This is a genomic window from Shewanella sp. SM101, assembly GCF_025654465.1.
Classification (GTDB): Bacteria; Pseudomonadota; Gammaproteobacteria; order Enterobacterales; family Shewanellaceae; genus Shewanella; species Shewanella oncorhynchi.
The window spans coordinates 86034-104963 of record NZ_JAKKRH010000015.1 but is presented as its reverse complement, the minus strand read 5'-3'; the positions used below and the strand labels follow the sequence as shown (position 1 = coordinate 104963).

General features: G+C 48.6%; 19 protein-coding genes. All 19 read right to left on the bottom strand.

Annotation, left to right across the window (positions count from 1 at the left end; all coding sequences use genetic code 11):
* The 19 genes from L5M38_RS10500 to L5M38_RS10410 all read right to left on the bottom strand — a co-directional run bounded on the left by L5M38_RS10500 (position 1) and on the right by L5M38_RS10410 (position 18914).
* On the bottom strand, positions 1-801 hold the full coding sequence (locus tag L5M38_RS10500) for an outer membrane lipoprotein carrier protein LolA (RefSeq protein WP_263179043.1): 801 nt from the start codon (positions 799-801) through the stop codon (positions 1-3).
* Positions 801-1232: an acyl-CoA thioesterase gene (locus tag L5M38_RS10495; protein WP_173497420.1), complete on the bottom strand. Its 432-nt coding sequence runs from the start codon at positions 1230-1232 to the stop codon at positions 801-803. Before L5M38_RS10495 ends, L5M38_RS10500 begins: the two co-directional genes overlap by 1 nt.
* Positions 1229-2803, bottom strand: a complete 1575-nt coding sequence (gene hutH / locus L5M38_RS10490; RefSeq protein WP_263179041.1) for a histidine ammonia-lyase — start codon at positions 2801-2803, stop codon at positions 1229-1231. The genes L5M38_RS10495 and hutH overlap by 4 nt, the downstream gene beginning before the upstream one ends.
* A complete protein-coding gene (locus L5M38_RS10485; RefSeq protein WP_263179039.1) occupies positions 2800-4677 on the bottom strand; it encodes a glycosyltransferase family 2 protein in 1878 nt (625 codons plus the stop codon). Before L5M38_RS10485 ends, hutH begins: the two co-directional genes overlap by 4 nt.
* A complete protein-coding gene (locus L5M38_RS10480) occupies positions 4671-5057 on the bottom strand; it encodes a thioester dehydrase (protein ID WP_263168722.1) in 387 nt (128 codons plus the stop codon). Before L5M38_RS10480 ends, L5M38_RS10485 begins: the two co-directional genes overlap by 7 nt.
* On the bottom strand, positions 5050-6414 hold the full coding sequence (locus tag L5M38_RS10475) for an AMP-binding protein (protein ID WP_263140738.1): 1365 nt from the start codon (positions 6412-6414) through the stop codon (positions 5050-5052). Before L5M38_RS10475 ends, L5M38_RS10480 begins: the two co-directional genes overlap by 8 nt.
* Entirely contained in the window at positions 6411-6959 is a 549-nt protein-coding gene (locus L5M38_RS10470) for a hypothetical protein (RefSeq protein ID WP_263179037.1), read from the bottom strand. The genes L5M38_RS10475 and L5M38_RS10470 overlap by 4 nt, the downstream gene beginning before the upstream one ends.
* Positions 6959-7207, bottom strand: coding sequence for an acyl carrier protein (locus tag L5M38_RS10465; RefSeq protein ID WP_011787696.1), 249 nt, complete (start codon positions 7205-7207; stop codon positions 6959-6961). Before L5M38_RS10465 ends, L5M38_RS10470 begins: the two co-directional genes overlap by 1 nt.
* A gap of 9 nt (positions 7208-7216) precedes the next feature.
* Positions 7217-7471, bottom strand: coding sequence for a phosphopantetheine-binding protein (locus L5M38_RS10460; RefSeq protein WP_011787697.1), 255 nt, complete (start codon positions 7469-7471; stop codon positions 7217-7219).
* Positions 7455-8330, bottom strand: a complete 876-nt coding sequence (locus L5M38_RS10455; RefSeq protein ID WP_263168719.1) for a lysophospholipid acyltransferase family protein — start codon at positions 8328-8330, stop codon at positions 7455-7457. The genes L5M38_RS10460 and L5M38_RS10455 overlap by 17 nt, the downstream gene beginning before the upstream one ends.
* Entirely contained in the window at positions 8323-9060 is a 738-nt protein-coding gene (locus L5M38_RS10450; RefSeq protein WP_113941113.1) for a beta-ketoacyl synthase chain length factor, read from the bottom strand. Before L5M38_RS10450 ends, L5M38_RS10455 begins: the two co-directional genes overlap by 8 nt.
* Before the next feature lie 337 nt (positions 9061-9397).
* Positions 9398-10294 (bottom strand): DUF3014 domain-containing protein, encoded by an 897-nt coding sequence (locus tag L5M38_RS10445; protein ID WP_219255063.1) that lies wholly within the window; start codon positions 10292-10294, stop codon positions 9398-9400.
* Between the two features lie 203 nt (positions 10295-10497).
* Positions 10498-12573, bottom strand: a complete 2076-nt coding sequence (gene recG, locus L5M38_RS10440; protein ID WP_263168718.1) for an ATP-dependent DNA helicase RecG — start codon at positions 12571-12573, stop codon at positions 10498-10500.
* A gap of 191 nt (positions 12574-12764) precedes the next feature.
* On the bottom strand, positions 12765-13361 hold the full coding sequence (locus L5M38_RS10435; RefSeq protein ID WP_113941110.1) for a DNA-binding response regulator: 597 nt from the start codon (positions 13359-13361) through the stop codon (positions 12765-12767).
* On the bottom strand, positions 13361-14440 hold the full coding sequence (locus L5M38_RS10430) for a sensor histidine kinase (RefSeq protein WP_263140726.1): 1080 nt from the start codon (positions 14438-14440) through the stop codon (positions 13361-13363). Before L5M38_RS10430 ends, L5M38_RS10435 begins: the two co-directional genes overlap by 1 nt.
* Positions 14441-14558: 118 nt before the next feature.
* Positions 14559-15263, bottom strand: a complete 705-nt coding sequence (locus L5M38_RS10425) for a tetratricopeptide repeat protein (RefSeq protein WP_263179036.1) — start codon at positions 15261-15263, stop codon at positions 14559-14561.
* 250 nt (positions 15264-15513) lie between these two features.
* Positions 15514-16458, bottom strand: coding sequence for a calcium/sodium antiporter (locus L5M38_RS10420; RefSeq protein WP_105251158.1), 945 nt, complete (start codon positions 16456-16458; stop codon positions 15514-15516).
* Between the two features lie 181 nt (positions 16459-16639).
* Positions 16640-18304, bottom strand: a complete 1665-nt coding sequence (locus L5M38_RS10415; RefSeq protein WP_263179035.1) for an AMP-binding protein — start codon at positions 18302-18304, stop codon at positions 16640-16642.
* A 226-nt stretch (positions 18305-18530) separates the two neighbouring features.
* Positions 18531-18914: a RidA family protein gene (locus L5M38_RS10410; RefSeq protein ID WP_006079838.1), complete on the bottom strand. Its 384-nt coding sequence runs from the start codon at positions 18912-18914 to the stop codon at positions 18531-18533.
* Positions 18915-18930: the final 16 nt, after the last annotated feature.

Genomic DNA, 18930 nt, shown 5'->3' with positions numbered 1-18930 from the left:
TTAAGGTTTATTCGCCTCTATCGCCACAGCATACTGCGTCAATTCGGTTTCGCTGAGTTTACCTTGGGAAAGCGCACTAAAGTCGATGCGGGTCATATCCTGCGGGCTCACACTCGGCGCGGCGCTCAGCAGCACTAAGGATTGCAACACATCGCTACCTTCTAACACCATATTGGCGATGGCTTTTTTCATTAAGGGATCTTTGGGCGTTAGCCCTAATTGCCATTGGCCGTCTGTGCTCAAGCCTTCTATTTTTAACCTGTCTGTGATGAGGAAGTGCAGCTCGAAGTTTTCGCTTAAACCGGAAATATCGCCGCCGAGCATAGCGCGCACTAGGCTGGGCAATAAATCGCCCATAGCGGCGGCGCTCGCCGATGCATCAGCCTTGCTGACTTGTACTCGACCTTGACTATCGCGCTGAATAAGCTGCTTATCTTTTAAAATAAGCAGGGATTCGAAGGGCTTTATCTGTTGCCATATCAGCCCTTGGGTCTGATCGAAGATAAACTGGCCTTGGCTGATTAACGGCTTTTTGAGCACCTTTAATTGCCGATATTGCACAAACTGGCCTCGCACCGTTTCGCCCAAGTTAAGTTTTTGGCTCAGGGCGACAAGCTGCGCGGTATCCGCACTTTGGCTAAAGAGTGTTTGATAAGCGCCGGGCTCTGCTAAGGTTTCTGCCTTGAGTGGCAGGGTTATCAAAGCACAAGCCAAGCCGCAAGCAAGGCAGAGGAGTAATGCACACTTTGCCAGCACAGGATTATTCGCCAGCACAGAGCTCTTCGCGAGTACTGAGTTCATTAGTCTTCAACCTTAGCGAGCAGGATGGCTATTTTGTTACGGAACACCTCTGGGGTAACAAAGCACAATTCTTGGGTGCTCATATCGACCGCTGCCTGAATGGTATAACCCTTAGTGATGCGCGCACCCGTTTCAACGTCGCGAATTTGATAATTGATCTTTAAGCGGTTTTCCCACTCGACTAACTCGGCGCGCACTGTGATTTTTTGCTCGAAGGTGCTGGCTTTGACGTATTTAATCTGTAAATCGATAATAGGCCATGCATAGTTAGATGCTTGCATTTGGCGGTAGTTGTAGCCCAGCTCATCGAGCAGTTTACAGCGGGCAATTTCGAAATAACGCAGGTAATTGCCATGCCAAGTGATTCCCATGGAATCCACATCGTGGAAGGGAATTTGCATTTCCATATCGATAGTGAGCAATGATTTCATCGGCACACTTCCCATTCGCCCGCTTGGATTTTAGCTATGGTTTGGCGCAGCACGGCTTCAAGCGGTCGGTCTTCGATTAAGGTTTCAAAATCGGCGCGCACTTGAGCGAGGGTTTTCGCCAATGAAGGCGTGAGCGAGGCTTCGTTCAGCTCATTCTGTGCGATACGCAGGCCAATACCTTGGGTCATGGCAAGCAAGGCGGCCGCGGCGACTTGCTCGGTTAATTGCAGCACACGCATACAGTCGCGGGCGGCGATAGTGCCCATGCTCACCTTGTCTTGGTTGTGGCATTCGGTCGAGCGTGAGAATACGCTGGCGGGCATAGTGTGCTTGAGCGCTTCTGCCGTCCACGCCGACACACCAATTTGCACCGCTTTAAAGCCATGATTAATCGCGCGGCGTGGGCCAGTTGAGCCGGATAAGTTGGCAGGTAAGCCATTGTTAAACTTAGGGTCCATCACTAGCGCCATTTGGCGATCGATAAGATCGGCTAAGTTAGCCACAGTATTCTTAAGTGAATCCATCGCAAAGGCGATATGGCCGCCGTAAAAATGGCCACCGTGGAGAATATGCTCGCCTTCGCCGTCGACAATCGGGTTGTCGTTGGCGCTGTTGACTTCGGTTTCGATAAACTGACGCATAAACGGCAGCGCATCCTGCAACACGCCGATAATGTGCGGCGCGCAGCGGATGGAATATCTGTCCTGCAGCCTGTCAGAATTACGTGGATGTTCGTGGTGATTTAAATCTTCCCGTATCCAAGTGGCGATTTGGTTTTGCCCCGGATGCGGTTTAGCGGCAAATAAGATTTCATCAAAATGGTTCGAGTTGCCTTTTAGCGTTAACGAAGCCATAGCGGTAATGCGGCTACTTAAGCGGGCAAGATATTGGGCGCGATCAAAGGCTAAACAGGCCAAGGCCGTCATTACAGCCGTGCCGTTCATCAGGGCTAAGCCTTCTTTTGGACGCAGGACATGCGGGATAATGTTGAGCTTAGCGTACACAGCTTGAGTCGCTTGGCGCTCACCTTGGTAAATCACTTCGCGCTCGCCGACTAACACGGCGGCTAAATATGACAGCGGCGTTAAATCACCGCTGGCACCGACCGAACCTTCTTCTGGGATTACAGGGACTATGTTGAGATTGAGCAAAGTTTCGATGCGCTTTAATAGCTCATAGGTCACGCCAGATTTGCCAATGGCTAAGGAGTTTAAACGGCAAGCCATCACAGCGCGGGCCTGCATTATGCTTAAGGTCTCGCCTAAACCGCAGCCGTGAAAGCGGGTTAAATGCAGTGGCAATTCGTGGACCAGATCTAAGCTCACATTGACTGTGCAAGAGTCGCCATAACCTGTGGTTACACCATAAACCACGCCTTCTTCGTGCAGCAGGCTATCGATAAAGCGCGCACCTTTTTGAATGTATTCTTGATAATCCGCATCATCACAGAGCTTAACTGGTGCGCCCTTGGCGACGGCAACCACTTGTTCTAAGGTAAGAAATTGACGGCCGAACTCAATAGTCTTTAAGTCTGATTGATTCTTTGAGTCGGCGGCTTGGGTGTGGCTCATGAATGACTAGTCCTGTCTGTCTTATGATCCTGCTCTGGGATCTGCGGTGATGTTGACTCTGCTGTTACAGCATCGGCTTGTACTGAATTGGCTGATACGCGTTCTAACTCGCTGTCTTTACGCCAAAAATCGAAGAAGTTAAACCATTGCAAAGGCTCGCGTCTGGCAAAGTATTCTAAACGTTCGCTGTAGCGATTTACCGCCTGCTGTAATCTGTCCATTCTGCCCGCCCTTGGGCCTTTAAGTGTTTCGGCGAAGTGCTCTAAATGCACCCGATAACGGCCCTGTTCCCGCAGGCAAAACATTAAAAATACAGGGCAATCGAGTAAACCTGCCAAAATAAACGGCCCTTGGGGAAACGCTGCGTCTTGCCCCATAAAGGGCGCGTACAGGACGCGACCTTGGGTATTCGGTGAGGTTCTATCGCCCGCTATCACCACCAGTTCACCGTCTTCTATTTTTTGCTGCAACAGCATAGACGTCGCGGGGTTAAGCTCGGTCACTTGAATAAGATTAAGCGTGCTATCTGGATTTAACTGTTTGAGTACCTTATTGAAATTTTCCGCATGGCTCGTTAACACCATGACATTCACTTTGACTTTGCGCTGGTGGATCGAAATGGCGCGGCAGAGTTCTAAATTGCCAAGGTGCGACACCAATAACACGGCGCCTTTACCGCTTTCGAGTTGGTCGGCCAGCACTTGGCGATCGGGGAAATCCACTTGGCTCAATTGGATGCGATCGCACCATGCATCGATTCTATCGAGTGCGGCATTTCCAAAGGCTAAAAAGTGATTCAGGCTATCGCGCCAGCCTATGGGCTGATTGAGCTTAGGGTGTTGCGGCTCAAGCATTTGCACGCGGCGCAGGAAATCTAACGAGGCTTCGCGGGTGACTTTGCCCGTGAGAAAGAAATAGCAAATCACCGGATACATAATGGCGCGGCACAACCAATGGCCGCCAATACGATAGCTCTCGGCGAGGAGTTTGATGCCCCAGTAACTGCCGCGCTCCTTCATGCCCGACCAATGGGTGGCTGAAGTTGATGATGTTGCTGAAGTCGATGATGTTGCTGACGAGCAATGGGAGTTTTGCGCGGCTTGTCGCTGTGATTTACGCTTCAATAGCCAAGGCAGGCGTTTGAGCATGCCGAAAAACAACTTGGTATGCAGTTTAGTGATGCGCACATTGTCGGCCACACCTTGAAAGTGACTAACACCACCTTCGGGATAAATCACTTTAGTCGGCTGGAATAAAATTTCCACCCCTTGCCAGTAGAGTTTGACGAGGATTTCAATATCAAAATCCATTCGCTCCGTTAAGGCTTGCTGGCACAGTAATCGCTCGGTGGCGGCGAGGGGATAAACGCGAAAGCCACACATAGAATCTTGAATATCAAAGCTTAAGGTTTCGACCCACACCCAAAAATGGGTGATATAACGGCCATAAAGCCTGCCCTTAGGCACGGATTCATCGTACTCGGGTTTGCCTGAAATCAGCGCATCGGGTTTAGCCTGCGCCTTGGCTACCATAGCTGGAATATCGGCCAGATTGTGTTGACCATCGGCATCGACCTGCAGTGCATGACTAAAGCCATCGCGGTAGGCTCGGCGTAGGCCCGTCATCACAGCAGCGCCTTTACCACGGTTGTAAGGATGCAGCAGCAAAGTCACCCAAGGATAGGTTTGGGCTAAGGATTGCAGCAGATAACGGGTTTCATCATTGCTGCCATCATCAATTAAATAACAGGGCAGATTAAATTGGGCGAGTTCGGCCAAGGTCTGGGCAATTGCGGCACTGTGATTGTAATTGGGGATCACTAAGGCGAGCTTAATGGGCGCCGACTCAACTAAGTCGCTGGGAGGTGTTAGCACTGGCTCGCCCCATCGCTGCTGTTAACTGGCGAGATATCGAAGGCGATACGACCTGAGGCGTAGCGGTTTTCACCATCGCTATAGGCGAAGGTGAGTTTCCCCTTAGCCGCATTATTGCTAATGCTTAGGGTGACTTCTTGCCCCGGCAGTATGAGTTGCTGAAACTTAAGCACTTCTAAGTTAGCAACCGCCTCTGAATAACCAAAATATTGGCAGCCTAAACGCACCGCCCAATCTAATTGCGTCACGCCTGGCAGTACGGCTTGCTCGGGAAAATGTCCCTTAAAAGATTCAAGGTCGGCCGCCACTAACAGACGTAATTCAATATTATCCATGCCGATATTGGAATGCAGGATCGGCGGTAAACTCGATTTAATCATGATCAAATAACTCGACTAACTGGGCAGTGACACGCTTACCCTGAGTGTTCAGCGGCAAAATATCGGGATAACGCCAGCGGCGTGGCAGCGTGACTCGCTCAAATTGCGTCAGTAAATGTGCTTTTAACGCATTGTTGATACTGAGTTTTCCCTGCTCTTGATGCACACTGCGGCCAAGTGCGGAGAGGGTCACTACCGCGCCCAGTTGGGATTTAAACTGCGGCAATACGACAAGTGCCGCTTGCTCAACATAGGCGTGACTGCAGAGCAGCGTTTCCATTTGTGCCAGTGATAGACGTTTTTCCTCTATCTTAACAATGCGATCGAGTCGGCCCTTGAGTCTAAACTGGCCATTTTCGGTTGGTTCGATTTTATCTTCGCAGCGCAGCCATTCATCGTCGGCCAAATAGGGTGATTTAAGTAGCAAGGCTCCATCGCTAGGATCTTGATCTATCGATATTCTGTCAAACACTTGCCAAGGTTCATCGGCCTCATGCTGACGGCGATAGGCGATGCCGCCCGTTTCTGTGCTACCAAAAATTTCGATGGGCAAGTGACCATAGCATTGGCTGATCCCTTGAGCCGCCGCAAAACTTAAGGGCCCGCCAGAGCTAAACACTAAGCTAGGTGAGCGCAGCTGCCGCTCGTGCTCTAAAGCCTTAGGTAAACGCGATAACTGGGCAGGGCTACTGATCAAACACAGGTTTGGCAGTAAGGCAGTGTAATAGCTTAAGGTTTCTGGGTATTCAATCTGTTCACTTAAAAACGGCCGGCTGGCGGCGAGTGGCCACAAAATCTTGAATAACAGGCCATAGATATGCTGGTGGGAAACCGTGGAAACCACACTGCAATGGGGTAAATGTTCGGCAAAGGTATGTTCGAGCACTGAGACTTCAACGTCTAATTGCTGAAGTGTTTTACGGATCGCCTTAGGTTCGCCGCTGCTGCCGGAGGTAAATAGCACAAGTTCGCCGATAGCCTCGCTCGCCGGCCAAGGTTTACTCGGCAGGCTCAGCTCTTTTCTCAGTAGAATAAAGGCCTGACTTTCACACAATGGCTTGTCCGACAATATACCTTCAAACTGGTGGGTTAATTCGCTCAGCGTGCCCGTTTGGGTGTTGGCTGGTAAGATAATTTCCTTGCCTGCTAACAGCGCCGCACATAAACCCACAGCAAACAGATCGCTGGTATCACTCGCGAGCAGCCATTTTTTCTCTGGCGCTGCTAGCAGTTGCTCGTAAAAATACGCCACCTGATTGGTAAATAAGGCACCTGTGACTATGTCGTGGTGATTAAAGCTGATCAGTTGTTGGGCAAAGGGCCCTTGGGTTAACCAGTTTTTGAGTAGCTGTGTCATGTTTTCTTCAACCAAAAGCTGCGATATAACCACTCCCCACCGAGGAGCAGTCCCATGAGTACGTATGCAATCAAACCGTTATACAAGGTCCAGGTTGCTAAGCTAGTAAAGCCAGCGGTGTAAGCCGCCATAGTGCCATTGAAGATAAATAAGCCGCACCAAAGTAGCGTGACTTTTTTAAGATACCCAGTGGCTTCATCCGGTAAATCGGGTTCTTTCAAACGGGCTAAACGTTCGATCATGCTAGGGCCAGTGTGCAGTGAATAACTGAACAGCGCCAGCATAGTGAGATTTATCACTACTGGGTAATACAGCAGCCAGTCACTGCGCTTGGCAAGATAACTGCCTGCCGTGAGCACAATCCCCACCAATAGTGGTAAAACTAATGTCTTAACCTTTTGCTTTTGTAGCATTAGCCGCATTATCAGCAATAAACACAGCACGAGCGCTAAGGTGCCAGCAGGCAAGTAACTGAGCCCTAAATACACGGCAACGGGGTAGGCCAGCAAAGTTAGGGCGGTTAAGACCTGTAGCAAGGCTCGCATTAGGTTTTAACTAAACCTTCGATAGCATTAATCACATCGTTGATTGTGCGAACTGATTTAAATTCATCGGGTTGGATCTTTTTACCTGTCAGTTGCTGCAGTTTTATCACTAAGTCGACTGCATCAATACTGTCGAGATCGAGCTCTTCATACAGGTTGGCCTCAGGCGTAATCGCCTCGGCATCAATTTCGAATTCGTCCACTAAAATAGTGGTCAGCATAGCGAGGATTTGTTCACGATTTTGCATATTCCTCTCCTATGGACGCTGTGATTCGATAAAGCGAGCTAAGCTGGCAACACTGTGGAAATGGGCCTTAGTGGCATCCGAATTGGCTTCGATTTTGACATCAAATTTTTTCTTGATGGCTAAGCCGAGCTCGAGGGCGTCGATAGAATCTAAGCCTAAACCTTCGCCAAATAGCGGTGCATCGGTTTCAATATCATCAATGCTGACGTCTTCTAGATCGAGACAGTCGATGATTAACTGCTTTATTTCATTGTTTAAGTTCATAATTATTTTCGAGTTGTTGTTTATAGTAATGTTCAAGATCCCGCGTCAGCTGCCGGGCCATTTTTGCATGCTCACCTAAAGCCGCTTGGTACTTCTGGTAAGAAACGATTGTGCCGATTTCAACGGCCATTCCCATGGTTTGCCTTGGGATTTCATACCAAGGTTGCTCCTTTGTCAAACCACGCACATTGGTACGTAGTACCACAGGTAAAATATCCGCTTCGGCCCTTAAGGCGATATTGGCAGCGCCGCGGGCAAAGTGGTTAATGGTCGCGCCGACAACCGTGCGCGTCCCCTCGGGGAAGATAATCAAATTGGTGCCTCTTGCGAGCACTTCGCGGCAATCCTCTAGCATGAGTTCGGCGCCGCGATTGGGAATATAACCCGCGCAGGACACCACACCACGCAAAAATGGATTACGCCACAAAGCTTGTTTGACTATGCAGCCCGCATTGGGCATGAGACTTATCAATACCACCACATCCACTAAACTGGGGTGGTTGGCAATGACGATAACGCCTTTGGCATCATGTAATTTTTGGGCATCGTGGCTGCTGACCTTAATCACACCAGCCCAAGTGAGCATGGCGACAAAGCCTTTGAACATTAAATGCACGGCCTTTTGTACCCGAATAATCCGCGCCTCTGGTGTGCCTGGCCAAAAACGTAGTAGCGGCAGAATGGTCAAGGAGCTTAATAAGCCGCCTAAGCCAAAGGCGATATAACAACTCACGCCACCTAGCCAACGTGGCACATAATTCAGCCCTTTGCGGCGAGTTTCCGGCAAGGTATAAGCGGCATTGAGCATTGAATCTTGATGATCCTTAGCGGCGTCATGGCTGTGGGCTACATCAAACATGCTCAAGTCTCCAATGCCATTGGGATAAGCAGCCTGAAATATTTTGTGCCGTCGCTAGGGCGTGGATAAATGCACCATAGGTCAGCGGATTTAAAGCTGTTGCTTTAGAAATGCGGCTCACCGTGAGCTTGGCCGAAGCGGGTGTATCGAAGGGCGCGAGCTGTAGGCCTAGGGCCAAAGGTAATTCAAATTCTTGGGTAAACTCATCGTACACAGGAGGCACTGGATCATCACCGAACACCAATAACAATGGTTCTGGCGATTGATGTAATTGGGCGAAGGCTTCGACCATAGCTTGGGACAGGGTTTCTGTGCCCGCCGCAACTGAAGTTGAAGGCGCTGTATTGGCCGCCACTATGCCAAAAATGCCGCTGGCGGTGTTGTGCACCGACTGACTAAAACCTAAGGGCGATAAGGGCTGTTTGGCGATAATGTCTTCGAGCAGGCCAATGGTGCGCTGCAACTCTCCATGGCGCGAGGCAAAAATAGAGCGACAATTTGCAGGCATTTCGCACTGAAAACTCACCTCTAACATCATCTTAGTCAAGCGACTAAAACGGCGGCGCTGCATGGCGGGAATTTGTTTGAGTGCGGGAGCGGTGGTATCCGACTGTGGTGGCGTATCGAGATTGAGCTCAGCCGAACTCTCGCACCAAGTTTGCCAACTTTGATGGTGCTGATATTGGGGGGCCCAAGCGCCCCAAGAGAGAATGCTGAATGTTAGTTGCACTACTTTGCCTCGACACTAAATTTAAGCTGTCTTAGTTATCCCTAACTAAGTTAGAACATTAATGGATTGTCATACCATAGTGAGGAGTATACGCGTTAGAAGAATGACGCTCGAAATGCCCTCTACAGCGTGGTCATTCTACACTATGCCCCTTCTTTTTATGAAGCCATTTGCATTGTGCGGGTTAACGGAATGGGATCAAGTGCTGTGATTTACAGCACTTATTCGACATTGAGTAACAAATATCGCAGTGGCTATCTGATTTCGCATACACTTTAACTTACAGGTTAAAATGAAAAAAGGCGCACTGAGCGCCTTTTGGCATGAGCTTGATAACCTATTGCGACAATTGATTCTCGATTTTACGCAGCGCTACTTTCAACTTGCGAGTATTTTCTGGACCCATACGGATCAACAGTTTTTGGGCACTGGGTAGTGCCTCTAAGTTAGGGTCAACGAATTGATAGTTAACGCTAATTGAATTCAGCTCAATCGGATCTTCAATAATAGGTGCTGCGAGTAACATTTTAATCGCTTGCAGCATTCTGTCGTTAAATTTGGCGTTGCTGTAGCCGAGTTCGGTAAAGGCTTCCTCTAGGAGCGGCGTCAGTTGCTTGTAAGTTGTGATTAAGCTCTGTTCGTCCATTTTGGCAATCGAGTCAACATAGGCGTCGTATCTGTGGAACCCCTCAGGATTTAAATACACTTTGTTGGTGATTTCTGAGACTGAGAACAGCTTCTCTGGTCCTTTAAGTGGGCTAACTTTACGGGTTAATTCACCCTGAGCTAGGTTATCCACGAATACCACAAATTGGCGGACGAGATCTTGCTGCACTAACGAAGAACTCAACACATTGTTATTGATCATGGCGAGGGCTTTTTGTTGCACAAATGCATCACTTTCAGCCAGCACAGGCACAGGTTCTACGACAACTTCAGGCTCTGCCACTGCAGTGGTTTCAGTGCTATTGGTGTTCGTTTCTGTAACGGCAGGCGTCGTCTCAGTGGTTTCAGGCTCTGGCGCACTTTCGAGCGTCATAGGTTCAGATGGCGGTGTTTCAGGCAATACAATAGGGGCGTTAGGAATGAGTTTAGGTGAGTCAGAATCACCGCTGTAGTAATAATATCCTCCGGCAGAAAGTAGCACGACGAGCACTATCGCAAAAAGCGCAAAGCGATTGCTGCTAGAAGACGTCTCTTGAGGTGTTATTCTATCATCTTGATTAACTTGCATTTTACATCCTTCGCTTGAGTGTCAAGGTAACTTGGTGAATACATGCAGCTAACATTAAAGTGCAAGAGCGGGCTATTTGAAGGCCGCAGGTTCATTTTGCAAGTTTCCATGCGCTTGTCTATAGCGCTTAGCTGAACATAAACAATTTATTTCGAGTAAAGGCTGATGTTACGCCTCGTTCTTTACCCTTTAATATTTGCGGCCTAAGCCTGCACATAGTGCTGTCTGTGCCCGAGCCAACGTAAAATAATTGCATCGACTTTTTCGGGAGCTTGCGCCATTACATGGCTCGCTAATTTCTGAATGTGTGGGATCAAAGCTTGATCGCGCACCAGATCGGCAATTTTGAGCTCAGCCAGTCCTGTTTGCTTAGTGCCAAGCACTTCACCCGGGCCACGAATTTCTAAATCTTTCTGCGCTATGATGAAACCATCATTGCTTTGTCTGAGTACGCTCAGTCTTTGGGTGGCGGTATGGCTCAACGGCGCCTTGTAGAGTAACACACAATGGCTTGCGATGGCGCCTCGACCGACTCGTCCGCGCAGTTGATGTAGTTGTGCTAGACCTAAACGTTCAGGGTTTTCAATGATCATCAGGCTGGCATTAGGCACGTCGACGCCCACTTCAATCACGGTTGTCGCTACCAGTAGATGAATAATGCCTGCCTTAAAGTCGGCCATGATTTGCTGTTTCTCGGCGCTCTTTAATCTGCCATGCACTAGGCCAATATTGAGCTCGGGCAGGGCGAGGCGCAGTTCTTCGGCCGTGTCTTCGGCGGCTTGGCATTCGAGCACTTCGGATTCTTCAATCAGAGTACACACCCAATAGGCCTGACGTTTATCTGTGATGACGGCGTTACGCACCCGTTCAAGCACTTCGTTGCGGCGTGAATCGGCAATCGCCACTGTGGTTACTGGAGTTCGTCCCGGCGGCAATTCATCGATAATGGACGTGTCGAGATCCGCATAGGCTGTCATCGCTAGCGTGCGCGGGATCGGCGTTGCCGTCATGATCAATTGATGCGGATGGAAACCTTGGCTCACGCCCTTTTCCCGCAGACCTAAGCGTTGGTGTACGCCGAATCTGTGCTGCTCATCTATGATAATTAACGCGAGTTTATTAAAGACCACATGCTGCTGGAAGATGGCATGGGTGCCAATCACCATTTGGGCTGCGCCGGATTCAATATCCGCAAGGGATTGCGCTCTTGCCTTGCCTTTAAGTTTACCCGCTAGCCAACCGACTTTAAGCCCGAGTGGTTCAAACCAAGCGGCAAAGTTAGTTGCATGCTGTTCGGCCAATAGCTCGGTCGGCGCCATCATGGCGACTTGATAACCGTTTTCAATCGCTTGCAGCGCAGCCATCGCCGCGACTAAGGTTTTACCCGAGCCCACATCCCCTTGCACTAAGCGCATCATAGGGTGCGGCTTTTCTAAATCTTTGCCTATATCGGCCACCACTCTTTGCTGGGCGCCTGTGGGCTTAAAGGGCAAAGCGGCAAGGAAGGGATTGAGCAACTGCCCCGTGGCCTGCATGGTCACTGCTGCATCTAAATTACTGCGCTGCCTTAGGCGTAGCATGCTGAGATTATGGGCGAGCAACTCTTCCTGCACCAGTCGCTGCTGGGCTGGGTGTTGGCCTAACTCTAAATCGAACTGAGAGCTCCCCGCAGGAGGTCGATGTAGCGTCTGCAGCGCTTGTTTAAGGCTGATGTTATTCGGTTGCAACTGAGGTGGTAGCAGCTCAGTTAAACCGCCATCTTCCAGTAATGCCAAAGCTTGCTCGGTCAGCTTTAGCCAACTCGCCTGTTTTAAGCCCTCAGTCGTGGGATAAATCGGCGTTAGGGTATCGCTTAGGTGAACATCTTCACCGGGATAGACGACTTTATATTCTGGATGCACTATCTCAGCTTGATGACTACCACGGCGCACTTCACCATAGGCTCGGATCATTAAACCATTTTGCATGGCATTACGCTGGGCGACAGAAAAGTTAAAGAAGCGCAGACTTAAGCTGCCCGTATCGTCGCGCACATTGCAGACCAGCATGCGCTTGCGGCCTTGGATGATTTGTGTCGATTGGATTTCAGCTTCTATAGTGCCATAACCGCCTAGGCTGAGGGCGGCAATGGGATAGATTTGGGTTCTGTCTTCGTAGCGCAGGGGTAAGTGAAACAGCAGATCTTGTACTGTTGTGATGCCGAGCTTTGCGAGTTTCTCCGCGACCTTTTTGGCGACGCCTTTGAGGTCGGTGATCGGAACAAGATCCAATTGCTGCAAGTCGTTAGCACTCAATCACTGTGAATTTATACATATATTAACAGAGAATAAGCGTAAGGCAATCTCAAGGGGAATTAGGGTGTTATCAAATTTTGTTTGGAAGCATAGCTAATATCCTTCTGTGGCCTTAAGACCACAAAATTGTTGATAAGATATCGTTAGGCTGAAAGCGTGGTTAACAGTGAGTGTTATTACAACCAGCCTTTTTGCTTGGCAATGCGGGCTGCATCGATTCGATTACTGGCATTGAGTTTGGCTATGGCTTCAGAGAGGTAGTTGCGAACAGTCCCTTCGGCGATAAAAAGAGTTTCGGCGATGTCGGAGGTGGATTTGCCTTCGCTAGCGAGGCGAAGAGCGCGGCGTTCTTTGTCGTTGAGTGGGTCGACATCGCCAATCGCCATCATCGCAAGTTCAGGATCGATCACTCGTTTTCCCGCCATTACTTGTTGAATCGCGTTGACTAAGGTTTCCGAGGGCGCATCTTTAAGCAAAAAGCCGCCCACACCCGCTTCGATGGCACGTTTTATATAGCCTGCACGGCCGAAGGTGGTAATGACCACTATCTTGGTTTGGCTATGTTGCTCCTTTAACCATGTGGCCAGCTCTAAACCTGTGCGGCCGGGCATCTCGATATCTGTTAGTAAGAGATCAAAACTTTGCTGTTTGAGTAAGCTTAGAGCTTCGTCGCCGTCACTCGCTTGGGTGATACTAAAACCCCCTGCAAGCGTAAGGAGTGCGGCGAGTGCTCCTCGCACCATGGCTTGATCTTCCGCCAATAAAATCTTCATTAATGTGTTGCTCCCTGCAAAGGTAAACTGACGGTAAATCTATATCCCTGTTCGAGATTATAGCTCAAGCTGCCGCCTAAACTGTCGAGACGCTCGCGTATACCAGTGAGGCCATTACCCTCTATAAAAGGTTTGGCCGCGGCATTGTCTTTGACTTCTAGCAGCAGGCGGTCTGATTGCTTAGAAAAGTGGATAGAGCATTCACTTGCACCGCTATGGCGAAGAATATTATTAATGAGTTCGGTGAGGATCAAACTCAGTTGGCTTTCTGTGCTTGCACCTAGCTTGGGTAGCTCACCACTGAGCTCGACACTTAAGCCTTTATCCCTTAAGGATTTACAAAGCTGCGTCACGCAACTCTCTAGGCCCTTGTGTTTGTAGTCTGACACGGTGTGGCGGATCTGGCTTAAACTTTCCCTCGCAATTTGTCCTAGCTCAGTCAATTGGGTTGATGCGAGTTCATATTCTTGTTTTGCGATTAGCTTTTCGGCTAGCTCAGCCTTAAGGGCGATGGAAGATAGGCTATGCCCCATAATGTCGTGTAGATCCCGCGCGATACGTTCACGCTCAAGCATAGTGGCCAAGGTGGTAATTTCTTGGGCACTTTGCTGTTCTTTCAATTTATGCCGATAACGTCTGCGTTCGGCGACACCAAACATGCCCACGCCGAGCACTAATCCCGAGCCGTAAAGCGGAAAGTAGTAACTGTTAAAGTGGTAAATCTCATTGAGGGCAAACAGCAGGCCGATGAGGGCTGCAATAGCCAACAGACAGGTCCGGAGAGGATAAAAAAAGCCAATGAAGAAAGCGGCAAAGGTAAATAGCGAGATAGAGCCTGGGTTGATTGGTGTGATCGCTATTGCTATGGCCACCATAATGAGAATGGGCAGATAGGCGCTACGGCTATTGCACTTATAGGTCCAAAAATAACTGGCAATAAAAGGGATTAACACGGCAAAACTGAGGGCGATTTTCCAGCTTGGATAGGGATTTATGGCAAGTGGGATCAGATAAAACACTAAGTTTATCAAATACACCCAAGCAAGTTTTCGTTCGAGCTGAAGCGGAGTGCTTATCATGATGCCTCTGTGTCACTGAGTTGGTTGTTGAATGCCCACCGATGGCATCTGTTTTAATTTATTCTTTTTAGGGATTGGCGCTATCGTCAGCGCCATAGATCCCCGTTAACAACTTTGTCTATTTTGCACTTAATTGCTGATTTTGTTGAAGCAAAAATTTTGCCCAACCGTAATCTGCTTGTACTTTGATCGCTTGTTGCCAATCTTCAATCGCGCCTTGGCTATCGCCTAATTCCTGTTTAGCGAGCCCGCGCCACGTGTAGGCTTCGGCTTCACCCCAGCAAATGTTGTCGCAAGGCTGGGCGAATCTTTCTATGGCCGTAGTGGCTAAGGTCTTAGCATTTTGCATGCTGCCGCCAAACATAGCTGGCGTGTTATAGGCGGCGATGGCTTTAACCAATGCGACCCGTGGATTTTGTGGTTCTAATTGTTCGGCACTGGCAATCGCCTTGGCGGATTTCATGCCGAGCGTTGCACCTTTACTATTATCTAAGGCGATTTGCATGCCATAAACCGACGATAACAGGGCAAGGGATTCTGCATTCGCTTGGCTGGTTTCGAGTGCTTCTAATGTGGTTTGCGCTGTAGTCAGTGCGCTGCTAGCGAGTGTTTTCTGCCCCATTACATTGGCACTGATGGCTAAGCGATAGTTCGCATAGGCTTTATCATAATCTTGAGTGCTACCGCTCAGTTGTTGTAATTGCGTTAGATTCATCGCATTCGAGGCCGCGTCTACATTGGTGATGTTAGTGTTTGATGACGTTGCTGCAAACGAGTGAGTACTGATAAGCAAAAAGCTGGAGGCGAGGAGTAATGTTTTCATGGTATTTCCTTATTGAGTGAGTTTCCCAATGTTTGGGTACGGGCTCATTATCAGAAATTCGATAGAAGAACTGCAGACACAAAGGTCATGGCTTTGGCATGACAAATGTCATCAGTTGAGTTGTGTGCTTATATTCTTTATTAGGTGTGCTTTAAAGAAGGTGCGTGATGAATAAAGGACAGCAATACCTAGAGAGCAAAACACCGGAGAGGCTCCGGTGTTTTTTTTATCGCAAATGATCAGCTAAGTGTTATACCACAGCTTGAGTGCTCGCTTGGTTTATTAGGTAGCCCAAGTAACCTAAGTAGCACAGTAGTAATACTGAACCTTCGCGGCGGCCAATACGAAATCCTGTCCAAGCGAAAGGTAAAATCATGATGGCAAATGCCAACATCACTATGAAATCAAAGGGTTGGAAGCCAAGTGATGATACTGGCTGTACTATTGCAGTAATACCTAAAATACCCAAAATATTGAATATGTTAGAACCGACAACGTTACCTATGGCTATGTCACTCTGACCTTTCAGTGCCGCTAGAACAGAAGTTACTAACTCTGGCATACTGGTACCAATCGCCACGATCGTTAAGCCGATAATGACTTCACTGATACCGAAGGTCTTGGCTAAATCTACCGCGCCGTTGACAAACAAAATACCGCCACCGACTAACATACCAATACCGACTAAGATAAATAGGGCTGAAAGTAGCGGATTATTTGGACCTGCTTCAATCTCTTCCTCTTCATTACCATTTTTCGAGCTGATGTAACTAAAGGCTAAATAACCGAACAGTAGTGACAGTAATATCACACCGTCAATTAGGCTGAGCTCGCCATCTAACAAGAGTGCCCAGAACAACATGGAAGCCAATATCATCAAAGGGATATCACGCTTTACGACTTGAGATTGCACTTGAATAGGGCGGATAAGTGCCGTGATGGCTAAAATCAAACCTATGTTAGCAATGTTAGAGCCAATAACGTTACCTAAGGCGATACCGCTGTTTCCTGCTAGAGCAGACTTTACACTCACAGCCAGTTCTGGTGCACTAGTACCAAAGGCTACAATAGTTAAGCCTATGATAAGTGGCGTAATACCTAAACGTAGAGCGATTGAACTCGCGCCACGAACTAGGGCTTCTGCGCCTAAGGTTAAAATAATAAAACCGCCAATAATCGATAGTGTAATTAGCATCGTTAGACTCTGTTAAACCTAATATTGAATGGAAAAGTACAAGGGAATTGCCCCTTGGCCGACTGGCGCACATGATACGTGGTTTTATCGGATTTTGACAGAATATGTCATAAAAAAGCACACCCTAGGTGTGCTTAGTTTTAGCTGATGACCATACTCGCCAACTGATTGTTTGGCCTAGTTATTTTTGAGTCAATTCATCTTCCCAGCGGACTTGGGCGCCACGAATGCCGTCAACTCGTTCGCTAAAGGCTTTTTCAAGCACATGGCGTTTGATTTTGAGGGTAGGCGTGAGCGCATCATTCTCAATCGTCCAAGGATCACTGACCACGACAATCGCATCGACATGTTCGTGTGACTCTAAGTGCGGATTAACGCTATCGAGTGTCGCTTTGAGTGAGGTGCGGACTTCTTCGCGGGCTTGTAGATTGGCCCCTTCGGATAACTGCACTAGTGCGATGGGATGTGGCAGACCAGAACCAATCACGCAGATCAGTTCAACATGGGGATCCTGTGCCAGTTTACGTTCGATAGGCACGGGCGCTACATATTTGCCCTTGGCGGTTTTAAAGTTGTCTTTCACTCGGCCAGTAATAGTGACACAACCATCGGCATCAATTGAGCACAGATCGCCTGTGTGGAAGAAACCATCAGCATCGAATGCCGCTGCGGTAGCTTCTGGCTGCAGATAATAAGCAGTCATTAATCCCGGACTCTTAAGCAGTAGCTCACCATCCTCGCCTTGGCGGATCTGGCAATCCTCAACTGGGCGGCCAACAGTGCCAATTTTACGCGCATCAAAAGGATAGTTGATGATCGAATAGGCACAGTTTTCTGTCATACCCCAAGCTTCGCAGATATTAAGACCAATACTGTGATACCAGTGGATCAGTGATGGTGGAATTGGCGCCGAGCCAGAGCCGAGTAGACGACAATGGTTCAAGCCTAAACCCTTATGGATTTTGTATTTCACAAAGCTGCTAAGCAGTGGGATTTTCAACAATAGATTAAGTTTACTGACCCCAATTTTGTCGATAATGTTTTTCTGAAACAGGCTCCATAAACGTGGTACCGAGAAGAATACCGTTGGTTTTGCCCGTTGAACATCGACAACGAAGGAGTCGAGACTTTCAACGAAAGCCACCACACTACCTGAGTAGAAGGATGAGCCTTCAATCGCAACGCGCTCTGTGATATGGGCTAAGGGTAAATAGGATAACAGTCTATCGTCGCCATCGGTGCGCAGGTCACGCACTACCGCTTGGCAAGTCCAGCCATAGCTGGCGAAGGTTTGAATCGCGCCCTTAGGTTGGCCAGTCGAGCCAGAGGTATAGATGAGTGTCATCACTTGATCTGGAGTAGGCAGCGGGGCGTTAACTAAGGGATAGCCTAGCTTAAGCAATTGTTCCCATTGATATTGTGCTGGCATCGTATCATAGGGCATGGCAAGGCGTAGTAGCTCGCCACCGACACCTGCCTCTTGGTCAGCCCAATGGTCAAGTTTGCCGAGAAAAATGGCTTTTGCGCCACTGTGTTGCAGCACATAGCGAATAGTATCTGTGTTGGCGGTAGGGTAAATAGGTACGCTGACATAGCCGCCGTGCATCAACGCGAGGTCGGTGATAAACCATTCGGCACAGTTTTTAGAGAGAACGGCAATTTTATCACCACGCTCTAAGCCTAAGTGATGTAAGGCACCGGCAAGTTGTTGAACTTTTTCTTGAACTTCAGCCCAAGTAAAATCAAGGAATTGACCCTTGATCGGTTGGCGTAAATAGACTTGGTCCCCCTGAGTCTTAGCCCAGTGCGCCAGCATTTCAATTGGCGTCTTAATCGCTGTATCCATTGGCAATTCCCTGTTATTTATTGTTCTTTTGGCTGTACCCAGTATGGCGAGTTTTGTGAGCCCGCGCAAATAGTTTACAGGATTGTAAAATATGAGAATGGAGCCAAAGCCTACAAGCTGAGTATGAAAATAAGATGAAGAGAATAGTAAGCTGGAAAGAGGAGGGTGGCGGCAACAAAAAAGGCGCCGCAGCGCCTTTTTGTTGGTTGAAGGGCAATGTGAGAGCTTACAGCTCCATCACGCCATCCATTTCAACTTGAGAATCCTTCGGCAATTGCTTCACGCCGATAGCTGCACGGGCAGGGTAGGGCTGGCTGAAGTAACGGCTCATGATTTCATTCACTTTTGCAAAGTGGCTTAAATCAATCAGGAAGATGTTGAGCTTAACGATATCGTTGATTGAACCGCCCGCAGCAGTACAAACGGCTGTTAGGTTTTCAAATACTTGCACCACTTGCGCTTCAAAATCATCGCTGACAATTTGCATTGTGCTTGGCACAAGCGGAATTTGGCCGGATAAATACACTGTGCTGCCGACTTTGACGGCCTGTGAATACGTGCCGATGGCCGCAGGGGCGTTTTCGGTCGCTATGATGATTTTTTCTGCCATGACGCTCTCTCTAATG